21 protein-coding genes and 2 pseudogenes are annotated in these 17902 nt (G+C 54.8%); 5 read left to right on the top strand and 18 right to left on the bottom strand.

Going from position 1 to position 17902, the window contains the following annotated elements; translation table 11 throughout:
- Positions 1 to 363 (top strand): DUF4142 domain-containing protein (locus D8V06_RS27855; protein ID WP_130932236.1); only part of this gene is annotated, 363 nt, incomplete at its 5' end.
- A gap of 40 nt (positions 364 to 403) precedes the next feature.
- Here D8V06_RS27855 and D8V06_RS27850 read toward each other — a convergent pair.
- Complete coding sequence (locus D8V06_RS27850; RefSeq protein WP_056856052.1) at positions 404 to 814, bottom strand: low affinity iron permease family protein; 411 nt, start codon at positions 812 to 814, stop codon at positions 404 to 406.
- A 183-nt stretch (positions 815 to 997) separates the two neighbouring features.
- On the opposite strand from D8V06_RS27850, the gene tam reads away from it, so the two are divergent.
- Entirely contained in the window at positions 998 to 1768 is a 771-nt protein-coding gene (gene tam, locus D8V06_RS27845) for a trans-aconitate 2-methyltransferase (RefSeq protein WP_056856051.1), read from the top strand.
- Between the two features lie 444 nt (positions 1769 to 2212).
- Here the strand turns inward: tam and D8V06_RS27840 are convergent, their stop codons facing one another.
- From D8V06_RS27840 to D8V06_RS27830, 3 genes and pseudogenes are all read right to left on the bottom strand, one after another.
- Entirely contained in the window at positions 2213 to 2482 is a 270-nt protein-coding gene (locus tag D8V06_RS27840) for a short-chain dehydrogenase (RefSeq protein WP_130906097.1), read from the bottom strand.
- A 472-nt stretch (positions 2483 to 2954) separates the two neighbouring features.
- Positions 2955 to 3791 carry an RHS repeat-associated core domain-containing protein gene (locus D8V06_RS27835; protein ID WP_241667874.1) on the bottom strand — a complete coding sequence of 279 codons (837 nt, stop codon included), beginning with the start codon at positions 3789 to 3791 and terminating at the stop codon, positions 2955 to 2957.
- Positions 3792 to 3992: 201 nt separating this feature from the next.
- Positions 3993 to 4073 (bottom strand): annotated as a pseudogene (locus tag D8V06_RS27830) (type II toxin-antitoxin system HicB family antitoxin); the annotation flags it as partial.
- A 195-nt stretch (positions 4074 to 4268) separates the two neighbouring features.
- Between D8V06_RS27830 and D8V06_RS27825 the strand changes: the two are divergent.
- Positions 4269 to 5625, top strand: a pseudogene (locus tag D8V06_RS27825) (IS1182 family transposase).
- 285 nt (positions 5626 to 5910) lie between these two features.
- On the opposite strand, the gene D8V06_RS30515 reads toward D8V06_RS27825, so the two are convergent.
- Together D8V06_RS30515 and D8V06_RS27820 are read right to left on the bottom strand one after the other, a co-directional pair.
- Positions 5911 to 6069 carry a hypothetical protein gene (locus tag D8V06_RS30515; RefSeq protein ID WP_177434503.1) on the bottom strand — a complete coding sequence of 53 codons (159 nt, stop codon included), beginning with the start codon at positions 6067 to 6069 and terminating at the stop codon, positions 5911 to 5913.
- Complete coding sequence (locus tag D8V06_RS27820; RefSeq protein ID WP_130906938.1) at positions 6066 to 6791, bottom strand: zeta toxin family protein; 726 nt, start codon at positions 6789 to 6791, stop codon at positions 6066 to 6068. The genes D8V06_RS30515 and D8V06_RS27820 overlap by 4 nt, the downstream gene beginning before the upstream one ends.
- Before the next feature lie 866 nt (positions 6792 to 7657).
- Here D8V06_RS27820 and D8V06_RS27810 point away from each other — a divergent pair.
- Positions 7658 to 8869, top strand: coding sequence for an integrase family protein (locus tag D8V06_RS27810; protein ID WP_130932235.1), 1212 nt, complete (start codon positions 7658 to 7660; stop codon positions 8867 to 8869).
- Between the two features lie 106 nt (positions 8870 to 8975).
- Here D8V06_RS27810 and D8V06_RS27805 read toward each other — a convergent pair whose 3' ends face one another.
- The 12 genes from D8V06_RS27805 to D8V06_RS27755 all read right to left on the bottom strand — a co-directional run bounded on the left by D8V06_RS27805 (position 8976) and on the right by D8V06_RS27755 (position 17446).
- Positions 8976 to 9833 carry a hypothetical protein gene (locus D8V06_RS27805; protein WP_130932234.1) on the bottom strand — a complete coding sequence of 286 codons (858 nt, stop codon included), beginning with the start codon at positions 9831 to 9833 and terminating at the stop codon, positions 8976 to 8978.
- A 95-nt stretch (positions 9834 to 9928) separates the two neighbouring features.
- Positions 9929 to 10120, bottom strand: a complete 192-nt coding sequence (locus D8V06_RS27800) for an AlpA family phage regulatory protein (RefSeq protein WP_241667873.1) — start codon at positions 10118 to 10120, stop codon at positions 9929 to 9931.
- A 20-nt stretch (positions 10121 to 10140) separates the two neighbouring features.
- Positions 10141 to 11814 carry a DNA cytosine methyltransferase gene (locus D8V06_RS27795; RefSeq protein ID WP_130932232.1) on the bottom strand — a complete coding sequence of 558 codons (1674 nt, stop codon included), beginning with the start codon at positions 11812 to 11814 and terminating at the stop codon, positions 10141 to 10143.
- Positions 11807 to 12064: a hypothetical protein gene (locus D8V06_RS27790; RefSeq protein WP_130932231.1), complete on the bottom strand. Its 258-nt coding sequence runs from the start codon at positions 12062 to 12064 to the stop codon at positions 11807 to 11809. The genes D8V06_RS27795 and D8V06_RS27790 overlap by 8 nt, the downstream gene beginning before the upstream one ends.
- Before the next feature lie 374 nt (positions 12065 to 12438).
- Positions 12439 to 12576 carry a hypothetical protein gene (locus D8V06_RS30510; protein ID WP_177434502.1) on the bottom strand — a complete coding sequence of 46 codons (138 nt, stop codon included), beginning with the start codon at positions 12574 to 12576 and terminating at the stop codon, positions 12439 to 12441.
- A 38-nt stretch (positions 12577 to 12614) separates the two neighbouring features.
- Positions 12615 to 12923, bottom strand: a complete 309-nt coding sequence (locus D8V06_RS27785; RefSeq protein WP_130932230.1) for a hypothetical protein — start codon at positions 12921 to 12923, stop codon at positions 12615 to 12617.
- Between the two features lie 26 nt (positions 12924 to 12949).
- Entirely contained in the window at positions 12950 to 15748 is a 2799-nt protein-coding gene (locus D8V06_RS27780) for a toprim domain-containing protein (protein ID WP_130932240.1), read from the bottom strand.
- A 5-nt stretch (positions 15749 to 15753) separates the two neighbouring features.
- Positions 15754 to 15999: a hypothetical protein gene (locus D8V06_RS27775; protein ID WP_056852146.1), complete on the bottom strand. Its 246-nt coding sequence runs from the start codon at positions 15997 to 15999 to the stop codon at positions 15754 to 15756.
- Positions 16000 to 16069: 70 nt separating this feature from the next.
- On the bottom strand, positions 16070 to 16444 hold the full coding sequence (locus D8V06_RS27770; protein ID WP_056852147.1) for a hypothetical protein: 375 nt from the start codon (positions 16442 to 16444) through the stop codon (positions 16070 to 16072).
- The gene (locus tag D8V06_RS27765; protein ID WP_056852148.1) at positions 16441 to 16734 is read right to left on the bottom strand and encodes an ogr/Delta-like zinc finger family protein; all 294 of its coding nucleotides are present in this window, start codon (positions 16732 to 16734) and stop codon (positions 16441 to 16443) included. The genes D8V06_RS27770 and D8V06_RS27765 overlap by 4 nt, the downstream gene beginning before the upstream one ends.
- Complete coding sequence (locus D8V06_RS27760; RefSeq protein ID WP_056852149.1) at positions 16731 to 17204, bottom strand: YmfL family putative regulatory protein; 474 nt, start codon at positions 17202 to 17204, stop codon at positions 16731 to 16733. Before D8V06_RS27760 ends, D8V06_RS27765 begins: the two co-directional genes overlap by 4 nt.
- Before the next feature lie 29 nt (positions 17205 to 17233).
- Positions 17234 to 17446, bottom strand: a complete 213-nt coding sequence (locus D8V06_RS27755) for a DNA-binding protein (RefSeq protein WP_130932229.1) — start codon at positions 17444 to 17446, stop codon at positions 17234 to 17236.
- An 86-nt stretch (positions 17447 to 17532) separates the two neighbouring features.
- Here D8V06_RS27755 and D8V06_RS27750 point away from each other — a divergent pair, with 86 nt between their 5' ends.
- Positions 17533 to 17880: a helix-turn-helix transcriptional regulator gene (locus D8V06_RS27750; protein WP_130932228.1), complete on the top strand. Its 348-nt coding sequence runs from the start codon at positions 17533 to 17535 to the stop codon at positions 17878 to 17880.
- Positions 17881 to 17902: the final 22 nt, after the last annotated feature.

Raw genomic sequence — 17902 nt, 5'->3', positions numbered from 1 at the left:
CGCCTGGCGCACCAGAAATCCGAATCCAAAGAGGTCAAGGATTACACCATCGTCGTGATCAACGACCGCACCACCGCCAATCAGCACCTGGCGAAGATCGCCAAACAATTGGATCTGCCTGTGGCTCCCCGTGAAGAAGTGGTGGAGAAGGCCAAGGCCCTGATGCCGCAAGTGATGGATGGCGAAACGTTCGATGAGGCCTACGCGGCGAGCCAGGTGAAGACCACTCAAGAAGCCATCGAGCAGCTTGAGCAAACGGCGCAAACCACCGACGTGCCACAAATCAAGGCATTCGCCGAAGAAACCCTGCCCAAACTGCAGAACCATCTGCAAATGGCCAGGGCGCTGCAAGCCAGCCGCTAGCTTTTGGTATTGCGCAGGCGACATCGGTCGCCTGCGCATTTCAGCAGTCCTTCAAACCAGACTTGCCCTTTTCTTCGACAACCGTGCCTTCCAGTTCAATGGTCTGCCCCTCGCCGAGGCTGCGATAGCGCTTTCTCAGCGCCTCCAGTTCCTTGAGGTCCAGTGCTTCGAGCCCGAGCATCGCGTTCTGCGCTTCCTTCGTCACCCGCAGCAACTCGTCGACCTTCAGATGCAAAATGTCGGTGTCACGGTTCTGCGTGTTCTGGATCAGGAACACCATCAGGAACGTAATGATGGTGGTCGAGGTATTGATGACCAGTTGCCAGGTGTCGTTGTAACCAAAAAACGGACCGCTCACCGCCCACAAAAAAATCAGAATGATCGCTCCCAGGAACGTGGTGGGGCTACCAGCCCACAGGGCGAGTTTCTGCGCGATTTTTGCGAATTTCATGGCCGTGTTTCCTTATTAAGGATGAACCTGAAATTCAGACATCGGGGGGCAGATGAAAATTCGGCCGGGGTTGACGTACAACTGGAAAAGCCTAGTTCTGCATCCACTGGCAGCGCGCATCGCGGTATCGTAGCTAACCGGTTGTCGACTCTGATCATGACAACGCACCGACAGGAGAACGCAATGAGTTGGTCCGCCAAACAATACGTCGCTTTTGAAGATGAACGCACCCGTCCGGCCCGTGACCTGCTGGCGGCGATTCCCGCCGGGGACGTGCGTTCGGCCATCGATATCGGCTGCGGCCCGGGCAACTCGACCGAGTTGCTGGTGGAGCGCTTCGCCGGTGCCACAGTGCGAGGGCTGGACAGTTCGGCCGACATGATCGAGGCCGCACGCAAGCGCCTGCCCAACGTGCGGTTTGATGTTGCCGACATCGACACCTGGAACGACAACGGCCCGTTCGATGTGATCTTCGCCAACGCGGTGCTGCAGTGGGTGCCTGATCACGCCACATTGCTGCCTTCGTTGGTGAATAAACTTGCACCCGGTGGCAGCCTGGCAATCCAGATGCCGGACAATATCAATGAGCACTCCCACCGCTTGATGCGCGAAGTGGCTGCTGATGGGCCATGGACAGGCAAATTGGCGAACGCCGCCGGCCAGCGAACCGACATTGAAAGTGCAAGCGGTTACTACTCGATACTGAAAGCCTGCTGCACCCGCGTCGATGTGTGGCGCACCACCTACCATCATCCGCTCGCAGGGGGCGCCTCGGGCGTCGTCGAGTGGTTCAAGGGCAGCGGTTTGCGGCCGTTTCTCGAGCCGCTGAATGAGGCCGAGCGGGCGCAATACCTCAAGCAATATCAGACAGCTATCGAAAAGGCCTACCCGGCGTTGAGCGACGGATCGGTGCTGTTGCCGTTTCCACGGTTGTTCATGGTGGCGACGCGCTGAAGCGAAATAGGGACAGATGAGTCATCTGTCCCTATTTTTGACCGCTGAGAAAATCACTGCGGTTTGCTTTTCCTTGAGCGCCTGGCGCTCAAGTATTCAAAAACAAATGAAGCAAAGCCGAACAACCCGATCATTGAAATGATCATGATCCCCAACTCTGAACTTTCCATGCTGATCTCGATGCGAAGGGTGAGCCCAGAGGATAAGACATCCATTTACGGTCTCAACGCCTTGCTACGCCTTCTTTACTGGCGCACGCCGATCCTTACGCAAAATATACGGGCGGCTTTCAGCGCTGCACGCAACCAACATCATCATCGGTGCTTGAATCGCTCTTCGTAGGAGCCGGTCGGCACAATACCTGTGGGAGCTGGCTTGCCAGCGATGGCGATCGTGAAGATGCTATCGCCAGCGAGCCGGCTCCTACACAGGGCCATTATGCAATCAGGAGGGTTCTGCATCCATTCGCCGGGCAATGACATCCAGCACATCGCAGCCATCGCGCAAAGATATGCAGCACAACAATGCGAAATCGCTGAGGATGACCGAGTCGCTGCTGATTTCACCGCGCATCGCGAGGTTTTCGAGAACCTGCGTAACGGCACCGATTCGATAACGGGCGCTGCTGAGCAGGGAGTGCAGAGGTTGGGTGGTGTTGACGTAAAACGTGGGGAGGTCGTCGGCGTTGCTGGTTAAAGCCATGTATTCGTTCATGAGTGGTATCCGTGTAATTTGCGAATTAACCACTCCATCATCGCCAAACAATAGGGTGGCAGCTGTACGCGGGTTGGCGAACCGGGACACGGCAAAACCGGCAGATCCTGGGATCTCCCACGCACAGCTACCAAAAAACTGGCAGCACATTGCGTTCAAAAGCACACCGATAACTGCTCGGAAGCTTCTGCACCGTATCGTCAAGTCGCCAAACCCGACACGCCATTTGGGCGTGCCCGGACTATAGGTCTCATGACAAAGGCACAGCAATGCGCAAGTGTACGGACATTTCCCAGACTATTGTAGGACGTTGCTTTATCTGCAATACGCACGGCGAAGCGCCCGCTCAAAGCACGCTTTCACCCAATCCCGTCCAAATAAAACCGGCTACTGAGGGCCGGTCGATACATCGCTGGACCACGCTTAGCCTTGTTGCAATACCTTGAGTGCCGCCGAGGCCAGAAAACCCGAACTATGGGGTTCTGATTTTTTTGCCTGCGGATTTTGTTTCATCTATGAATTGCAGGCGAGGCAGCTCTCTCATTTGTGTGGTCTCCAAGATGGTCTTCTGATGTCTCGTAGAGCTTGCTCTTTGCCCTGGCTGTTGCGGAGTCGTGCGTACAGTTGAATGCGTGGGGGCAATCTGATTTGAAACTCTGGGTGGGCTGTATGGCGGTGGCGGACTCAAGTCCAGGCTGGAGAATGATGGAGGCTGATCGAGTAACGATAAAGTTGAGTATCGCGGTGGATTATCTAAGGATCGAGCCACCGACTGGAACCATTGGGTTCCAGTTGCCGTTGCTGCACGTGCAGTCCTGTAACCCAGCGCTATGCCCGCTCCCCCTGCGACCATACTCACACTCGCCAGAACCGGCGCTATTGCTGTGGCAGGATTTGCAATCACCGCGGCACCGAGCAAAACGCCAGCGGCCCCTGTACCAAGGGCCAAAGTGCCTTGCCCGCTAAATCGGGCACTGTTGGTCAATGAAAGTCCAATCCCCCCAAACGAGGAAATCCCGCCTGCATATCCCCCTAGTGAGATGAGGAAACCCGGTATAGCGAAGCGTCCAGTTGGGTCACGATGATTGATGGGGTCTGCAGCGCAGTACATATATGAGTTCAATCCACCAGCCCCGAACGGGCTCAGCTTGTCTGGGCTGTGGAAACGCATCAGCACTGGGTTATAGGCCCGATAACCGTTGCCGAGCAGATACCAACGAGTGTGCGGATCTCTAAGTTCGCCGTTGAAACCCAGATGCGTTGAAGTAAGACGAAGGGCTGAGAGGTGTCCATAGGCTGTGTATGCCATTGGGTTTGCAATGCCTCGAATCACTTCCGCCATGACGGACTGGTTCTGACTGGTCGCAAGCAGAATCGTTTTTCCGCTGTTTTGGATAACTCGAATGGGCGTGGTCATGGGATGCTCGAAGAAGAGGCGGCATCGCTGTTTTTACAGTATGAAAGACATCTCTTGTACTAGCAGAAGTGATAGTGATCGTGCCTGCATCCCTTAGCCCTGCTGCAACACCTTGAGCGCTGCCGACGCCAGAAAACCCGAACGGCTCTTCTCTTCCGGATGGTGCAGTAGAAAAGTGAAAAGGGGACAGATTTATTTTTGTTACTCTAAACACCCGCTCCTGGCCGATTTTGCCCGTATTGACAGGTAGGTTTGGGTCGATTGCAGTCCTTCGCTACAGGCCGCAATCGGCCGATTCTGTTGAAAAAGTAGCTCCCCTGTCTGGCCTGCGGCAAAATCCGCGCATCGGCCAGCAGGGAAGCACGCAGTATGATGGGACAGTTATCGAGTGGTCAGGAGCGGCTGTTTTACTCGTTCAACCTTGAAGACCACATCCCCGCCAATCACATTCTGCGTAGCGTTGATCGGTGTCTCGATCTGAGCGATTTGCGCCATTACCTCGCCGATTTTTAAAGCCCAATTGGGCGTCCTTCGATTGACCCAGAGTTGATGATCCGCATGCTGATCGTGGGCTATTGCTACGGTATTCGCTCCGAGCGGCGGCTGTGCGAAGAGGCCCATTTGAACCTGGCGTATCGCTGGTTCTGCCGGTTAAGTCTTGAAGATGAAGTCCCCAATCACTCGACCTTTTCCAAAAATCGACACTGCCGTTTTCGGGACAGTGATCTGTTTCGCTGGTTGTTCAATGAAGTGCTGCGTCGCTGCATGGACGCCGGTCTGGTCAAGGGCGAAGGCTTTGCCGTGGACGCCAGCATCATCAAAGCGGATGCGAGTCGGCAGCGCGGGGTACCGGGAGATGAACCGATCAACTGGAGCGATCCGGCCCTGAGCACCCGCGCCGTGCGTGAGTATCTTGAGGCACTCGATGAAGAGGCTCTGGCCGAAACGCTACCGAAGCGCCTATCGCTGACGGATCCTCAGGCCCGCTGGACCGCAGCTCCAGGCGGCCCAGCTTTCTACGCTTATTCTACGAATTATCTGATCGATACCGAGCACGGCGTGATCATGGATGTGGAACCCACACCCGCTCATCGCACGGCCGAAGTCGAGAGCACCAAGACGATGATCGACCGGGTCGAAGCGCAGTTCGACATCAAGCCGGAACGCCTCATTGGCGACACCGCTTACGGTACCGCGCCGATGCTGGCCTGGATGGTGGAGGAAAAAGACATCGAGCCACATGTGCCGGTGTGGGACAAAACCGAGCGCAAGAACGATAGTTTTTCGAGCAACAATTTCCACTGGAATGAAGAGGCTGAGGAATACCTCTGTCCGGCCGGCAATGCATTATGTAGCGAATGGCGAGCCTTCAAGAACGAGCGTTCGCACGTCACCAAAGCCAACACCATCATCTTCCGATCCCGGCAGACCGACTGCGTTGCCTGTCCGATGAAAGCCAAGTGCTGCCCGAACACAGCGTTCCGCAAGATCGCCCGCAGCGTCCATGAAGCCGCTCGTGATGTGGCTCGGCGAATCGCAGCGCTCTCGCCACGAACGCAAGAAGGTCGAAATGTTGTTTGCCCACCTCAAGCGCATCCTGAAACTGGATCGCCTGCGGCTACGTGGCATGAATGGTGCGACAGATGAATTCACGCTGGCCGCTGCGGTGCAGAACCTGCGACGGCTGGCTAAATTTACATCTCAAAGGCCACCCGCCACGGGATAGGTGCGCCTGCACTCAGCAAAAAACCTCAAATTAACCCAATAACAGAGCAGCAAAGGTCACCGAAGGGCCGAAAAACCACTCATTGTGGTGAGTAGGTTCTCCGGTGGTGGTCGTGCCTGAGTTCAGGCCATTTGAAAATCCGATTTTTTCAACAGAATCGGCCGAATGCTACCGCTCGCGACTAGTAGCTAATGGATTACGATAATCGGCAGTACCGAGATGGGGTCGTCGGCAAAATGAAAAAGCCCGACACTCGGCCGGGCTTTTTTTGAAATCAGATCGTTATCAGGCCTGCTTTTCACGCGCCGCCAGCATAACTTCATTCTGCTTTTTAGTGGCTTCGGTCAACACTTCGCTGTAAACGCGCTTTTTCTCTTCTGATTTTGCATTCCGAATGAAGTCTGCGAATGGACTCGTGGACTCCTTTATGGATCCGAATTTCATGGGTTTGCTCCGTCGTTTATCCCAAGCATGGTCATCAGTTCGTATGTCGAATGCTTCTCGGGGATATGGTAGTCGATCTTGTCGACGCCAGCCTTGTAGAGGCGTCCAGTGTTATCAATATGCTTCACAAGCAGATCGACATGAAGATCCTTGCCAAACTCTAGCTTAAGGGTGTTTACCACGTCACGTGCTGCGAAATACTGCTCGACGAAATGCTCCGGTCGAATCCGTCGTCCTTCAGCCTCCTCTCGAGCCTTCACAAAGGACCAGGCAAGCCCAGGGTCTTGATAGACGTAGAGAATTTGCACAAATCTTCCCTTACCCAAACACCGCCGCACGTTTTTCCTCGCGATCTCGATATTTGAAAACGTCCCGTCCAGCAGGAAGGATTGCTTTCGCTCTAGGGCGAGGTCAATCAGCTTTCCAACTAGGATCGAAATGGCGCCTTGGAAAAGCCAGGCGTTGCCACCTCGATACGCTTCAAATTCGCTTCTGAGCTCGTCTGGATCAATTCGTAAGATGGGCGTATCGGAAAAAAGGTTGAGCAGGGCTAAGGATGCTTCTGTTTTGCCGGCACCGGGCGACCCTGCCATGAAAACCGAAACAGGCTCCTTTTCGGGCGGATACTTGCTCTGATCCGTGAGTCGTTTACCAATAGCCTTCTTGTTCAATCGGGCAAACCTGATCGCGTCATCCCAGATGGCCTGCTCTTCTCCCGTCATCTCATGCCTTTTGTCTTGCTGCACCAATGAAAACCCTTTTCGAGTGACTGGTGATTTCCCTTTTGTGCTCCGGTATCGCATGCGACACCCAGGAAGGGCAGTGAACACAATGGCTCAATCCGCCACTCTGGCCCTGTCTAAGTGTTAGTGAACTGGAGATGGTGAGACCTCGAGATGACGAATCTAACAGCTTCGCCGAACTACCTGCCGAGATACGTTGCGGTGATTTGTATCCTTTCATGGCCCAATTCCCGGCTGATCATTTACCGAGCATGATTATCTTCAATACGCTGATATGCGCTCAACTCCTTGGCTGAGTGTCCACCCGCCGCTGGCGGCTTGAGACGAACAGGGATAGACCCCACGCAATCGGCAAGCGAAAAGTTTTTACCAGTGGATTTGGCTTGGCGGATTTTGAAATCGGTGAGCATTTCCAACCCTCAGAATTAGAGTTGGATGCGATGGTTATCCCTTGGGGATGGCTCCTCCAGCCACAATGCGATACGCGAAAAAAACTGCATTGATGTACCACTTTATGTACCAGAAAAGACCGGTAGTCAGTGGTTTTCGCTGGATGTCACTGGAACGAGGCTAGGAAAAAATCCATATCAGCTCAGTGACTTGCATGCGTTCCGTGGACTTGTATAGACGTCCATGGAAAGACGATGTGGAGCGGGTGAAGGGAATCGAACCCTCGTTATCAGCTTGGGAAGCTTGGGCGGATGGTGTTTCAGATGGGCGCCGGATGTATGCTTATGCACCGGATAGCCCCGAACTAAAGGGGTTGAAGGGAGAACCGCGATTTCAGTCTGTTTCATCGGTTCACCCCATATTTCAGTCATACAGCCCCCAGTAACGGCCCCCAAATGCTCACGGAAAAACAAATCAAGGCAATGAAGCCTGCGGAAAAGGAATACACAGTCTCGGATGGCCGAACTGCTCGAGGCGAGGGCGTGCTGCTTCTGCGGGTACGATCGAACGGTACGAAGGAGTTCTACTTTCAGCGCTACAGCAGCGGCAAGAAGATCAAGAGCAAACTCGGTACCTGGCCAACGCTCGGTTTAGCTGAGGCCCGGGATCTGTGCCGCGCTGAAAAGGAAGTCGTGGTCGCGGCCGGCACCTTTCAGGACGTTATGGATGGTTACATCACCAAATTGAGGGGGGAGGGTGCCGCTTCCGTTGAGGATGTGAAGTGGTCTTTCAAGCACTACGTTTCCGAACCCTTTCCCAACCTGATAAAGCTACCGGCTGTTCTGATCGGCCCAGGAGAAATCCGGGACATCATCGCCAGGATGATCGCGAATGGAGTGACCACGTACTGCAATCGACTGCGATCGCAACTGCATGCAGCGTTCCAGGTTGCCCTAGAGCAGGAGTTCAACCCGCGCAGTTACCAGAAAGACGATGTGAAGTTCGGGATCAAAAGTAACCCCGTGGCCAGCGTGCCCGTTCAGGCCGACTGGGAGCAACCAGGCGATCGAGCTTTGTCTACCACCGAGCTTGCCCACCTCTGGCAATTGCTGCCCGAGCAATTAAGCGTGGTCACGGCGGAATTAATCAAGTTCTTGATTGCGTCAGGTGGTCAACGTCCTGAACAGTTGCTCGCGACCGAGCGTCGACATTACTTGAAAGACCACCTGATTATTCGCAATAAAAAGGGGCGCGGGGCCGAAGGCGAACGCTCGTTGCATGTTGTGCCCTATAACAAGTTGATGCGACAGAGTCTAAAAGCAATGAACGAAATCAACGCTATAAGCCTATACCCGTTCGAGGGGAAAGTTCCCGACAGTTCGCTGCACGCCAATTCACTCTCCCGTGCGGTGACCAAACTTTATAGTCGGCATCCCGAAAAGTTCAATGGTCCCTTCACTATGCGAGATTTACGACGTACCTGCAAAACTCTGATGGGCGTCGCGAAACTGACGAAAGAGCTGCGCGACCGAATTCAGGGGCATGCTTTTGGGGATGTCGCATCTAAGCATTATGATCGATATGACTACTTTGATGAGAAACAACATGGCCTCAAACGTTGGGCTTCTTGGTTAGAAAATAATGTCATTACCGCCGAACTAGAGTAAGCGAATCTGCCTTGGCGGACTAATGTAATCTCTTTTGGCGATTAAGCGCGAAAAGCAGGCAGCTCAAATATTTGCGCTGCCTGAATCTAAAGCATAAGTATCAAAATTAATTGTTTGGGGCTAGTAATCGCGTCAGTGCGTTAGTGATTTCGACCTCGTCCTTGAGAGCCTGAGAAAGTCGGTCTGATAATTCGCCAAGCACTACTCGGACTGCAGATGCAAAACCCAAGCATTCTTCATCGGATAAATTATGTATGCCGTCACTCAAAGCTCTATATAAAAGTTTTAGAGGGCTATGGCCGTTTATCAATAAGCTTTCAGGCATTGCATCTTTTGCCATATCCAAAGCTTTCGTGAATTGTGTTTCAGAAAGAGCGGCAGTTAAGATGTCAATTTTTTCTTTGGGGGCTCCAATTTTTTCTGAAACTTTAACAATTTCTTTAAAGATACGATCTTTCTGATGTTCAACTACACGCCTGTAATAAACAAATGCTCCGACGCCTAAACCTTGGTTTTCACACCTCCTACCCTTTAAAAAGTTATCTCTGTCTGGACCAATAAGTTTTAGCAATCTTGGTGGTACAGGAGGTCCGAATACAGGCGTTTCTCCAAATTTTATTAGAGTTCCAGAAGTGTCGTTAGGATTTAGGCGAGCTGCGATTGCAAATGTTTTTTTATGGTTTTGACAGTTAGAGCAAATATAAGTTATGAAGCAGTTAGTGAGTGATTTTTCTCTAAGTGTTATTTTATTGCCATCTGTGCAGCGATGAAATCTAATGCCGTTACATGTTTCTGCAGAGCAATGGATTTGTATCTCTGGCGTCGTTAGATAGTAGTACTGATTGCCACTATTCCACTTCAGATCTATCAGATCGCTAATGTGGACAGTTTGGTTTGGTGGGGATGCTTCGAGAAATTCTGCAAAAGATTGCGGTATTAATTGCGGGGTGGCTTCGCTAGTCATTGTGGCTATCCGAACAGGGCAAATGCGAAGCGCATATGTAGCGTCTCAGTATTGTTTTGTCCAATTTGGGATCAGGAGTGTATGAAAAAGGCCGCTTACGCGGCCTCGTTTGATGTGTAGATTTGCCAGCTTTCCGGGTTGGTCTGCCACGCGGCTATGGCTGACTCCCGCCAGCCAACACGCCCTGCCGAAATTACGACCGACTTCGGAAATCGTCCGCGTTTAATTTCCCGCCAGAGCGTTGTTCTGGAAAATGAGGTTACGCTCAATACCTCTTTTTCACGCATGAAGCGGTCTAACCTATTCGTCATAGCATTTGCTCCTGGGCAACGCTCAGTGCTACGGCCACCGGCCGAACCCAAATTGGCATGCTATTCAGCATAAACGTCTCACCGGCTTCAGCCAGCAATAAAGTAGTCCCCATGACATGGGCGATCGCTTTGGCTGCTGCTGGTGGCACAGCATTTCCTATACGCTCACGCCAAGCCTGATCACTCAGACCGTCCAGCTCGAACATATCTTCGGGGTCGACCAGACTTTGCAACGCTGCGAGCTCTAACGTCGTGAATGGTCGATGCCAGGTACCGTCGAGACTTTCAATCACGCAGGTCAATTTGTCGTTAGCTTCTGGCATCCGGGGATCAGCGACTGACCAACGGCCATTGTCTTGGCGAGCGCTCGCTGAAACGGCACCGCACTGATCATTCCAGCCAACAACGCCATAGTGACCGCCAGTCAAGTAGGCGTCGCCCTTCACACGCTTCATGCCAGGTGTTGGGTCTTGTACCGCGAAAGCACCTTGGCCAGTAGTGCTACCGGCGATAACTGTGCCGGCCGACTGATCCCACGGTGTCACCAGATACTTGCTGAATCCTTCTCCCGGGCGACGTGGGTCGGCAACGCTGTAAGTGCCTTGTCCTGGGGATTTAACACCGATCACCGCACCGCTCGTTTCATCCCAGCGCCGTACCCCGTACTGCTGGTATTGCAGGGCACCCGACTTGGCGCGTGGATCTGCAACCGAGAACGCGCCATTTGTTGGATTGCTGCGACCGGCAACTGTGCCAGTCGAATCGCTCCAATCATGCACGCCGAGGTAGCCTGCGCGATATTCGGGAACGATGACCAGGTCACGCAGATAACCGTCCTCGATCGCCAATTCGTTCAAGCTGCGCCAGTCCTTGCCGGCGGTAACCAAGGCGAGGCGAACCCATGTTTTCCATTGCAGCGCAGGAACCCGGTGCATGGGACCGGCGGCCTCGACATCACCTGCTAGTGGCATGCGACCGAGGATTGAGCCGACCGACTTGAGGGTCTTCTTTTCCGGCTCATATAGAAAGGGCGGCACCTTCTCGATATGACGGGCCACCAGCAAGAAGCGCTTACGGCTCTGGGCCAGACCGCCGATGACTCCGCAATCGTGGGTGGTCTCGGCGACGGCATAGCCGTAGTGACCAAGAACCTTGTTGATCTGGTCCAGCAGGTGGCGCCCGCGAGTAGCGAGGCGTGGCACGTTTTCGAACACCAGCAACGGCACCGGGTCGTTCTTCCAGGCTTCACACATCAGCCAGATGCAGCGAAGCGTCAGTTCGTTCAGGGCCTGATACTTCGGCGTCTGGCTCATAGTTTCGGACAGTAAGCCCGAGGCACCTTTGCATGGGCTGGAAATGAACACCGCGTCAGGCCGTTCGTTGTTGGCCGCGCGGCGCAGGTCTTCGGCGCTCGCTTCGATCCAGTTTGCCGGCGGCTCTTTGCCGTGGAAGCGGATGTATTGGTCACGGTTGAACAGGTCCATCAGAGTGCCGCGCACGCCAGACAGCCGTTCGAAGTCGCGCAGGCCAGCCGGATCTACGTCAACGCCACCGATGCACTGCCATTCGGCCTGGATGTTGCCCACGACGGGCTTGGCGCTATTGAAACCTTTGGCGCCGCCGCCAAGGCCACAGCACATATGAAAATGTTTGAGGGTGCGTTTAAGCATAACGACGCCCCTTTGCTTGTTTGATTGCTGCTTTTTCCGACATGAGGGCTGCCCATTCAGAGGCCTTGCGTTGTTGCCTGAGACGACTGCAGTTTTGGTGTTTGCGTGTTGAGCGTGCTTTCCCGCAAATATCGCAGATGCTGGGCAGGTCAAGGCGATGGCTAGCCATTGCGGGACGAGTTCTAGAGGTGGGTTGCGTTGTGTTCGTGATAGCCTCGGCAACGCCATCGTTGTTGGTTTGAGCTTGCATGGTTCTCTCCTTTCAGTGGTGGTCGGTGCCGAGGGGTTGCAGCCCCTCGGTACCACTTCCAATTACTTTGTTACTTGGCTGCGTCTCGGTCAGCGGCCGTCATTAAGAGCCAGGTGGGATAGATCCCCTTCGGCTCATTCTTGAAGCGCACAATCACGCAGTTGCCGAATACACGCAGAACAACTCCTGGCTTGGGATGACGCCTCTGGTGGCGGGCTCGCTTGCCAGTGATCGCTTGATTCACCTTGTCGCCGGGCTTGAACTCCGTTTTGTTGGTTATCCAAGGGACCAACTTTGGGTTTCGTACGCGCATCGTGTGTCTCCTATGGGGTAGTCGGTGCCGAGGGGTTGCAGCTCCTCGGCACATTCGTTGTTTACTTGGCGAGCCAGATCAGTACGTCAGGTACTTGCATGGCAGTAACGGTGATCAGCGCGACGGTTGCGATCGAGCTGAGCAAGTTGATCAACAACTCCCTGCCACCCGTTTGGGCTGTTTCGTTGATGCGTTGCATGGTTCTCTCCTTTCAGTGTTGGCCGGTTGCAGCCGGCGTTACATGTCGCTGTCTGGCTTTCGCACCAGGTGCAGCTCCAAGCCTTCAAATTCGTTGCTGTCTTCAGTGCTCGATTGCCAATCCAGTACCGCCTGGATCTGCAGTCGCGAACAGTTCAGTACCAAGATTTCGCACTGACCGTTGGCTGCTCGAACCTCCAAAATGTCTACGAGGCCATCGGTGCCGTATGCATCGGCCTGTACGGTTTTCCGGTGGTCGTTGCCCATGTACTTCAGCAACTCGGTAACGCGGTCCTGCAGGCATGGCGACGTGTCTGACGGACCTCCTGCGAGTACTTGAATTTGCATTCCCATGTCCTGTCGGTAAGCAGTGGTCAGGCCTGAAAAACCCAGCACTTCACAATGGGTTGCTTGGTGATGGTGGCGTTGGAGTGCTTTGCCTGGTGGGCACGTACCGCGCTGTCGGTTGCTTTGTTCGTGTCGATCAGCTTCCGGGAGCGGGAATCCTTCAGGCGATCGCGCAGTTCGCTGATGTCTGCGACCTTCTGGCGGTGTTCAGCCGCGCACTTGACGAAGTCGTTGAGGTTGATGGCGATGGTGTGGTCTTTTTTGCTGTGGTTGACCACCGGGCCGTCAGCGTCCAGGCCTTCGAGGTATTCGTAGACTTCCCAGAATTCAGCCACTACCGGGTGATCCGAGCTGATCGAGGCCTGGCGCTCGATGGCCATACGGATGATTTGGGTCCGGGTGTGGCTGATCTGCGGTTCGCTAAGGGGCAATACCAGGCGCAGGCAATCGAGCAGGGCGAGCAACTGGGCGTGGTTTTTGTTGATCCGCTCCACACGGATGTAACCGCGCAGCTTGTTACCGCAATGGGCGCAGTGGTCGTGCTCGTCTTTGAACGGCGTTTCGCAGGCAAAGCAATGGCTGTGGAGGGTGCGAAGCTTGGCTTCATAGCCGGGCACGCGATGGGCGAACAGCTCCATCACCTCCGACTCTTTGCGCACCGCCTGCAGCAGGAAGTTGCTGAGCTTGGCGCCTTCCAGTGAGTTGAGCAGGTCTGCCGCCGCTCGACTTTCAGCCGTGACCGTCGGCCGTACAAAGTGCAACTTCACGATCCTGGTCATGATCGCCTCGGACGCTACGACCGGCGCGTTCTGGCTGATGGCGATCGTGGCGCGGAACGGCGGCTCATAGGTCTCGTTGCCGGCAGTCTTCACACCTTTGGTCGCCAGTGTGCCGCCGCCGTAATAGTCCTTCAGCTCGTCCCATTCGAATGTTTTGGCGTGGGCTTTATCGTCGCCGCTACGGTCCGATTCCAGTAACACAACAGGCATGGCGGAGATCTGACCCATCAAGCGGCTGCGGCCGGCCTTGGTGGATTTCGACGGGTCGAAGCCTTCGTACCCTTCGCGGCCCAGCAGTTTCCACAGCAAGGTGAGCAGGGTGGTTTTGCCGGCACCCGCTTCGCCTGTGGCTTCGAGGAAGGGGAACGATTGATACCGGGCGCGAATCTGCTCGGCGAACAGTGAACCGAACCAAAAGGTCAGCGCCACGGTGCCCTGGGCGCCGAAGCATTGCCAGAGCAAGTCCAGCCAGCGAGTGTCGTACTCTTTGGAGTCCTTCTGCAGCGCGATCTTCACGCCTTTTTGCAGGCTCTTGAGCTTCAGCTTGCCCATCTCGAAGAACTCTTCTTCGTTGATGGTGATGAGCTGGCCGTCGCGAATGGCGATGTCGTTGAACACGTAGCAGCCGTATTCCCGGCTGTAGCCAACATAGTCGATGGTTTGAACAGTTTTGATCCCGAAAAGCTGGTCTTTCATGATTTTGTCCAACTGTTGTCCACTACCGGTGAACACGGCTCCGGCACCCATGCCGAGAAGTCTTTTTTTGAATTCGCTGGCGGCGGCAACCTGGCCACCGGTGAAGGTGTTTTTCACCGAGCCGCCGTCGTGGGGAAAGTCGACGCGAAAGAAGTACCAGGACTCGTCGGTGATCTCGTTGCGCTGGAAATACAGGGCCTTGGGGTAGCAGTTGGCGATCTCGACCACGCAGCCGGACATGCGCAGCGCCTTGGCGCGACGTGCTTTGTCGTTCAGTTGTTGGTCTTCATGGTTATCGCTGGCGTCCAATGCCTGCATGGCGCTGTTGAACTTCGAGATGTCCAACTTCCACCAGTACAGGCGCGAGTCGAAACCGAAGTGAAACTCTTCGCGCTCGCGCCACTGGTACATGAGCAAGGCTTTCTCCACGGCGCTCTCGGCAATCAGCAGGGCGCCGTGGTGCTTGGCTTCGTCCAGCTCCTTGTCGATTCGCTGGGTACGGGCTTCGACGTCATCCATAAATGCCCAGCGCTGATGCAGGTCGTTCCAGTCGACCTTGCGCGAATCCGGTTGTGGGATCTGTGCTGCGTCACAGGTGAAGCCAAGATCCCGAGCTTGGCGAACCCAGGTGCGGGTGTATTTGTGCGCACCTGGTTCGTTGTCCAATGCCCAAACCAGCTTTGGCGTTTTGCCGCCGCGTGCGGTGATCAGAGCCTTCAGTGACTCTTCCGGATAAGCGTTGGAAGAAAGCGCGGCGACGGCGGGGATCCCGTTCTGTACCAGGGCAATGGCATCGAAGATGCCCTCAACGATCCAGATTTCATCTACCTGCAAAAGGTCGACGCAGGGTGGCACCCACCAGTAGCCCTTGTAGCTTTCACCTGGTTTGAAACGCGCTTTCTTCTTGCCGAAGCGGTTCGGCTTGTCGATGAGTCGCTCCCAGTAGCCGCCCTTGTCGAGGGGAAAGCGAACCGTGGCCGAGCCGATGTTCAAATCACGGTCGTAGTAATGCTCCTGGGTGTACCAGCCTTCAATGATCCCAACGTTGAAGCCGCGGGCGAATGTGAGGTAAGCCTTGGCACTTGCCGCCGGTTGATCGTCTGTGGCCGGGGCGCGCTTGCTCCAGTCGTCGAACAGATCGCTGTACAGCTCCTTGACCGGTTCCATGTAGCGGCATTTCTGCTCGCGGCCGCAGCGGATGAACCATGGCTCGTCATACCGCGAGAACAGCCGGCGCTGGTTGCACTGAGGGCACGTTCCCTTGCGCATGTATTGGGTGCCGGCCATGTGTTGCAGACCATAGTCAGCCTCAAGTCGCTGCAGCACGTCGGCACGCAGTTGGTGGTCCATGGTCTTCACTGCGCACGCTCCGCAGTGTTTGCACCTAGCTGTTTTTCCAGCTCCTTGCGGGTCCGGCAAATACCGGCCAGGTGTGGGATGTCCTGGAGCACCTTCGGTGCCCGCTGGCCACGCGGTACATTCCGGTAACGATCGGAGTACCAAACGTCGGCCATGGTGGTGTCGTACTGGCTGTTGAGCCACTGCAGGTATTGCTCTGCCTGCTGTTGGTTCAACTCCAGTTGGATGGTGATATTGCTCATTTCGGCCACCAATAAAGTGCAGTTTCCCCTTACCCACGCAAGGCGGGCATGTCGCAGGGGCGGTTCAGATTTAGTTCGAGGTGTTGCGGGAGGTCAGCAAGCGCGCTGGTAAGAAGCGGGCCGGGACGGGGTAGCGCTTTTGGGTTTGGGTATCGAGCAGCCAAACCAGGTAACGATAAGCGCTGCTGCCCGGATAGATGCCCAGCCGCGCTACGCGTTTCGAGGTCATGCCTTCGAATTCGGTAACGGCCAGCTCCGCGATCCGCTGCACCAGGTGCTCAGGCACTTCGAGCGACTGAGCGAGGTAGCGTTTGCAGTTTTCAAGTAGCTGGTGGTCACCGGACAGGTGCTGTCCATGCTGGCGGTACAGATATGCAACGGCAGCCTGTTGCATGGCGGCGCGATAATCATTGGTGGGGTTGATCGTCAAGGTGATGGCGTTCATGCGAGTGTGGCCTCCATTTCCAGTTGATCCAGCAAGTCGGGTTGATCATTGGCTGACTTCATCGCGGCGCGACGCAGGGCAACATCCGCAATGGGAAGTCGAACAGTGGGATTGGCCATGCCGCTCGGACTCATTTCATGAGTCATTTCGAACTGAGCACGAACGGACCAGCCGCAGGCTTCGTTGACGCATTGCAGGTAAGCCACACGCAGGAAAATATGGGTGCCTTCACTGGTGCGGATACGCATGCGGCCCATGCAGTGGGGGCAAACAAGTTTGTAAGTGCTCACTGGTCGCCCTCCTTGCTGTGCAGTGAAATGGTGGCCAGCACCTCGGAATGGCGTGCGCTCAGATACTTGCTGTGGGCAGCAAGGATTGCAGCAGCTTCACCTTTTTCGATGACGCCATCAGCCAACGCTTTATCGATGATCTGGTCGACCACCCCACGCTTGGCTGCTGTGCTGACCGAGCGGCTGTACAACTCGATGTTGTCCAGGGTTTCAGGGGCAGCGATTGGCACGAACATGCCGCTGTACAGGGAAGCCACGTATTCAGGGAAAAAGCTGGTGCCTGCGTCTCGCTCGAGCATATGAATTTGGTCATCGCTCAATGGCCGGCTGCCCGCGTTCTCGTAGACGTGGTTGTCGAATTTCTTGAGTTCGTAGCCGAGGCGCGCTGCTGCGCATTCGCGACCGCCCGGGTAAGCGCATACAACTGCGCTGACTACTTGGCGTCGGGTTTCTAGTACTGGGCGTTTCATCTTCTGGTTTCCTCCGTGAGCCAGAGGCCCTAATTTGTTATCACGCCGTCTTTGATACCGAGGAGCACTGCTGCTCGATGCGCCTCACCCCGGAGGCACTTTTTCTGCCCGTTCAGCACCGCATAGACGGTGCTTGGATTGAGATCGTGGCGCTTGGCGAAATCAGCTGTAGACAATCCCTGCTCATTCAACCGTTGTCGGGCAAGTTGTAGTGCTTGCTCGGTGATAGCTGTGTTCGGCATAGTGCTAATTCGTGTGATTTGGTGTGAATTTTTGACGATATTGTCCCAATAAATAGGGACTGTCAAGGCTGAGGGGTGCAAAATTGATGACTATTGGAGCTCGGCTGCGCGAGGAGCGAACACGGCTGGGCGTTAGCCAAACGGAATTGGCTGTAGCATGCGGTATTGCGAAGAACACCCAGCTGAATTACGAGAAGGATGATAGAAGCCCCGATGCGGCTTACTTGCTCTTGGCGAAGCAGATGGGCGTGGACGTGTACTACGTGTTGTTCGGTGAGCGCTTACCTGTCTCGGCAGATCGCCTATCACCATTTGAAATTGAGATGCTGTCGTATCTAAGAGAATTTTCGGATTACGACAAAGAGTCAATTCGTCGTATGGCATTCGCCATGGCAACAATTTCTAAAAACACCACCCCACCACCACAGACTTGAAATACTCGAATAAGGAATCCGA

The sequence above is a fragment of the Pseudomonas sp. Sample_24 genome, from assembly GCF_004307605.1.
In the GTDB taxonomy this organism is placed as follows: domain Bacteria; phylum Pseudomonadota; class Gammaproteobacteria; order Pseudomonadales; family Pseudomonadaceae; genus Aquipseudomonas.
The sequence above is the reverse complement of the archived record's forward strand: the minus strand, read 5'-3'. Positions and strand labels throughout refer to the sequence as shown.

What these genes read in the sequence shown, in the direction of transcription:
- D8V06_RS27850 (WP_056856052.1), bottom strand. Translation starts at nt 814, where the DNA reads ATGAAATTCGCAAAAATCGCGCAGAAACTCGCCCTGTGGGCTGGTAGC.
- tam (WP_056856051.1), top strand. Translation starts at nt 998, where the DNA reads ATGAGTTGGTCCGCCAAACAATACGTCGCTTTTGAAGATGAACGCACC.
- D8V06_RS27840 (WP_130906097.1), bottom strand. Translation starts at nt 2,482, where the DNA reads ATGAACGAATACATGGCTTTAACCAGCAACGCCGACGACCTCCCCACG.
- D8V06_RS27835 (WP_241667874.1), bottom strand. Translation starts at nt 3,791, where the DNA reads ATGGCATACACAGCCTATGGACACCTCTCAGCCCTTCGTCTTACTTCA.
- D8V06_RS30515 (WP_177434503.1), bottom strand. Translation starts at nt 6,069, where the DNA reads ATGAAATTCGGATCCATAAAGGAGTCCACGAGTCCATTCGCAGACTTC.
- D8V06_RS27820 (WP_130906938.1), bottom strand. Translation starts at nt 6,791, where the DNA reads ATGACGGGAGAAGAGCAGGCCATCTGGGATGACGCGATCAGGTTTGCC.
- D8V06_RS27810 (WP_130932235.1), top strand. Translation starts at nt 7,658, where the DNA reads ATGCTCACGGAAAAACAAATCAAGGCAATGAAGCCTGCGGAAAAGGAA.
- D8V06_RS27805 (WP_130932234.1), bottom strand. Translation starts at nt 9,833, where the DNA reads ATGACTAGCGAAGCCACCCCGCAATTAATACCGCAATCTTTTGCAGAA.
- D8V06_RS27800 (WP_241667873.1), bottom strand. Translation starts at nt 10,120, where the DNA reads ATGCGTGAAAAAGAGGTATTGAGCGTAACCTCATTTTCCAGAACAACG.
- D8V06_RS27795 (WP_130932232.1), bottom strand. Translation starts at nt 11,814, where the DNA reads ATGCTTAAACGCACCCTCAAACATTTTCATATGTGCTGTGGCCTTGGC.
- D8V06_RS27790 (WP_130932231.1), bottom strand. Translation starts at nt 12,064, where the DNA reads ATGCAAGCTCAAACCAACAACGATGGCGTTGCCGAGGCTATCACGAAC.
- D8V06_RS30510 (WP_177434502.1), bottom strand. Translation starts at nt 12,576, where the DNA reads ATGCAACGCATCAACGAAACAGCCCAAACGGGTGGCAGGGAGTTGTTG.
- D8V06_RS27785 (WP_130932230.1), bottom strand. Translation starts at nt 12,923, where the DNA reads ATGCAAATTCAAGTACTCGCAGGAGGTCCGTCAGACACGTCGCCATGC.
- D8V06_RS27780 (WP_130932240.1), bottom strand. Translation starts at nt 15,748, where the DNA reads ATGGACCACCAACTGCGTGCCGACGTGCTGCAGCGACTTGAGGCTGAC.
- D8V06_RS27775 (WP_056852146.1), bottom strand. Translation starts at nt 15,999, where the DNA reads ATGAGCAATATCACCATCCAACTGGAGTTGAACCAACAGCAGGCAGAG.
- D8V06_RS27770 (WP_056852147.1), bottom strand. Translation starts at nt 16,444, where the DNA reads ATGAACGCCATCACCTTGACGATCAACCCCACCAATGATTATCGCGCC.
- D8V06_RS27760 (WP_056852149.1), bottom strand. Translation starts at nt 17,204, where the DNA reads ATGAAACGCCCAGTACTAGAAACCCGACGCCAAGTAGTCAGCGCAGTT.
- D8V06_RS27755 (WP_130932229.1), bottom strand. Translation starts at nt 17,446, where the DNA reads ATGCCGAACACAGCTATCACCGAGCAAGCACTACAACTTGCCCGACAA.
- D8V06_RS27750 (WP_130932228.1), top strand. Translation starts at nt 17,533, where the DNA reads ATGACTATTGGAGCTCGGCTGCGCGAGGAGCGAACACGGCTGGGCGTT.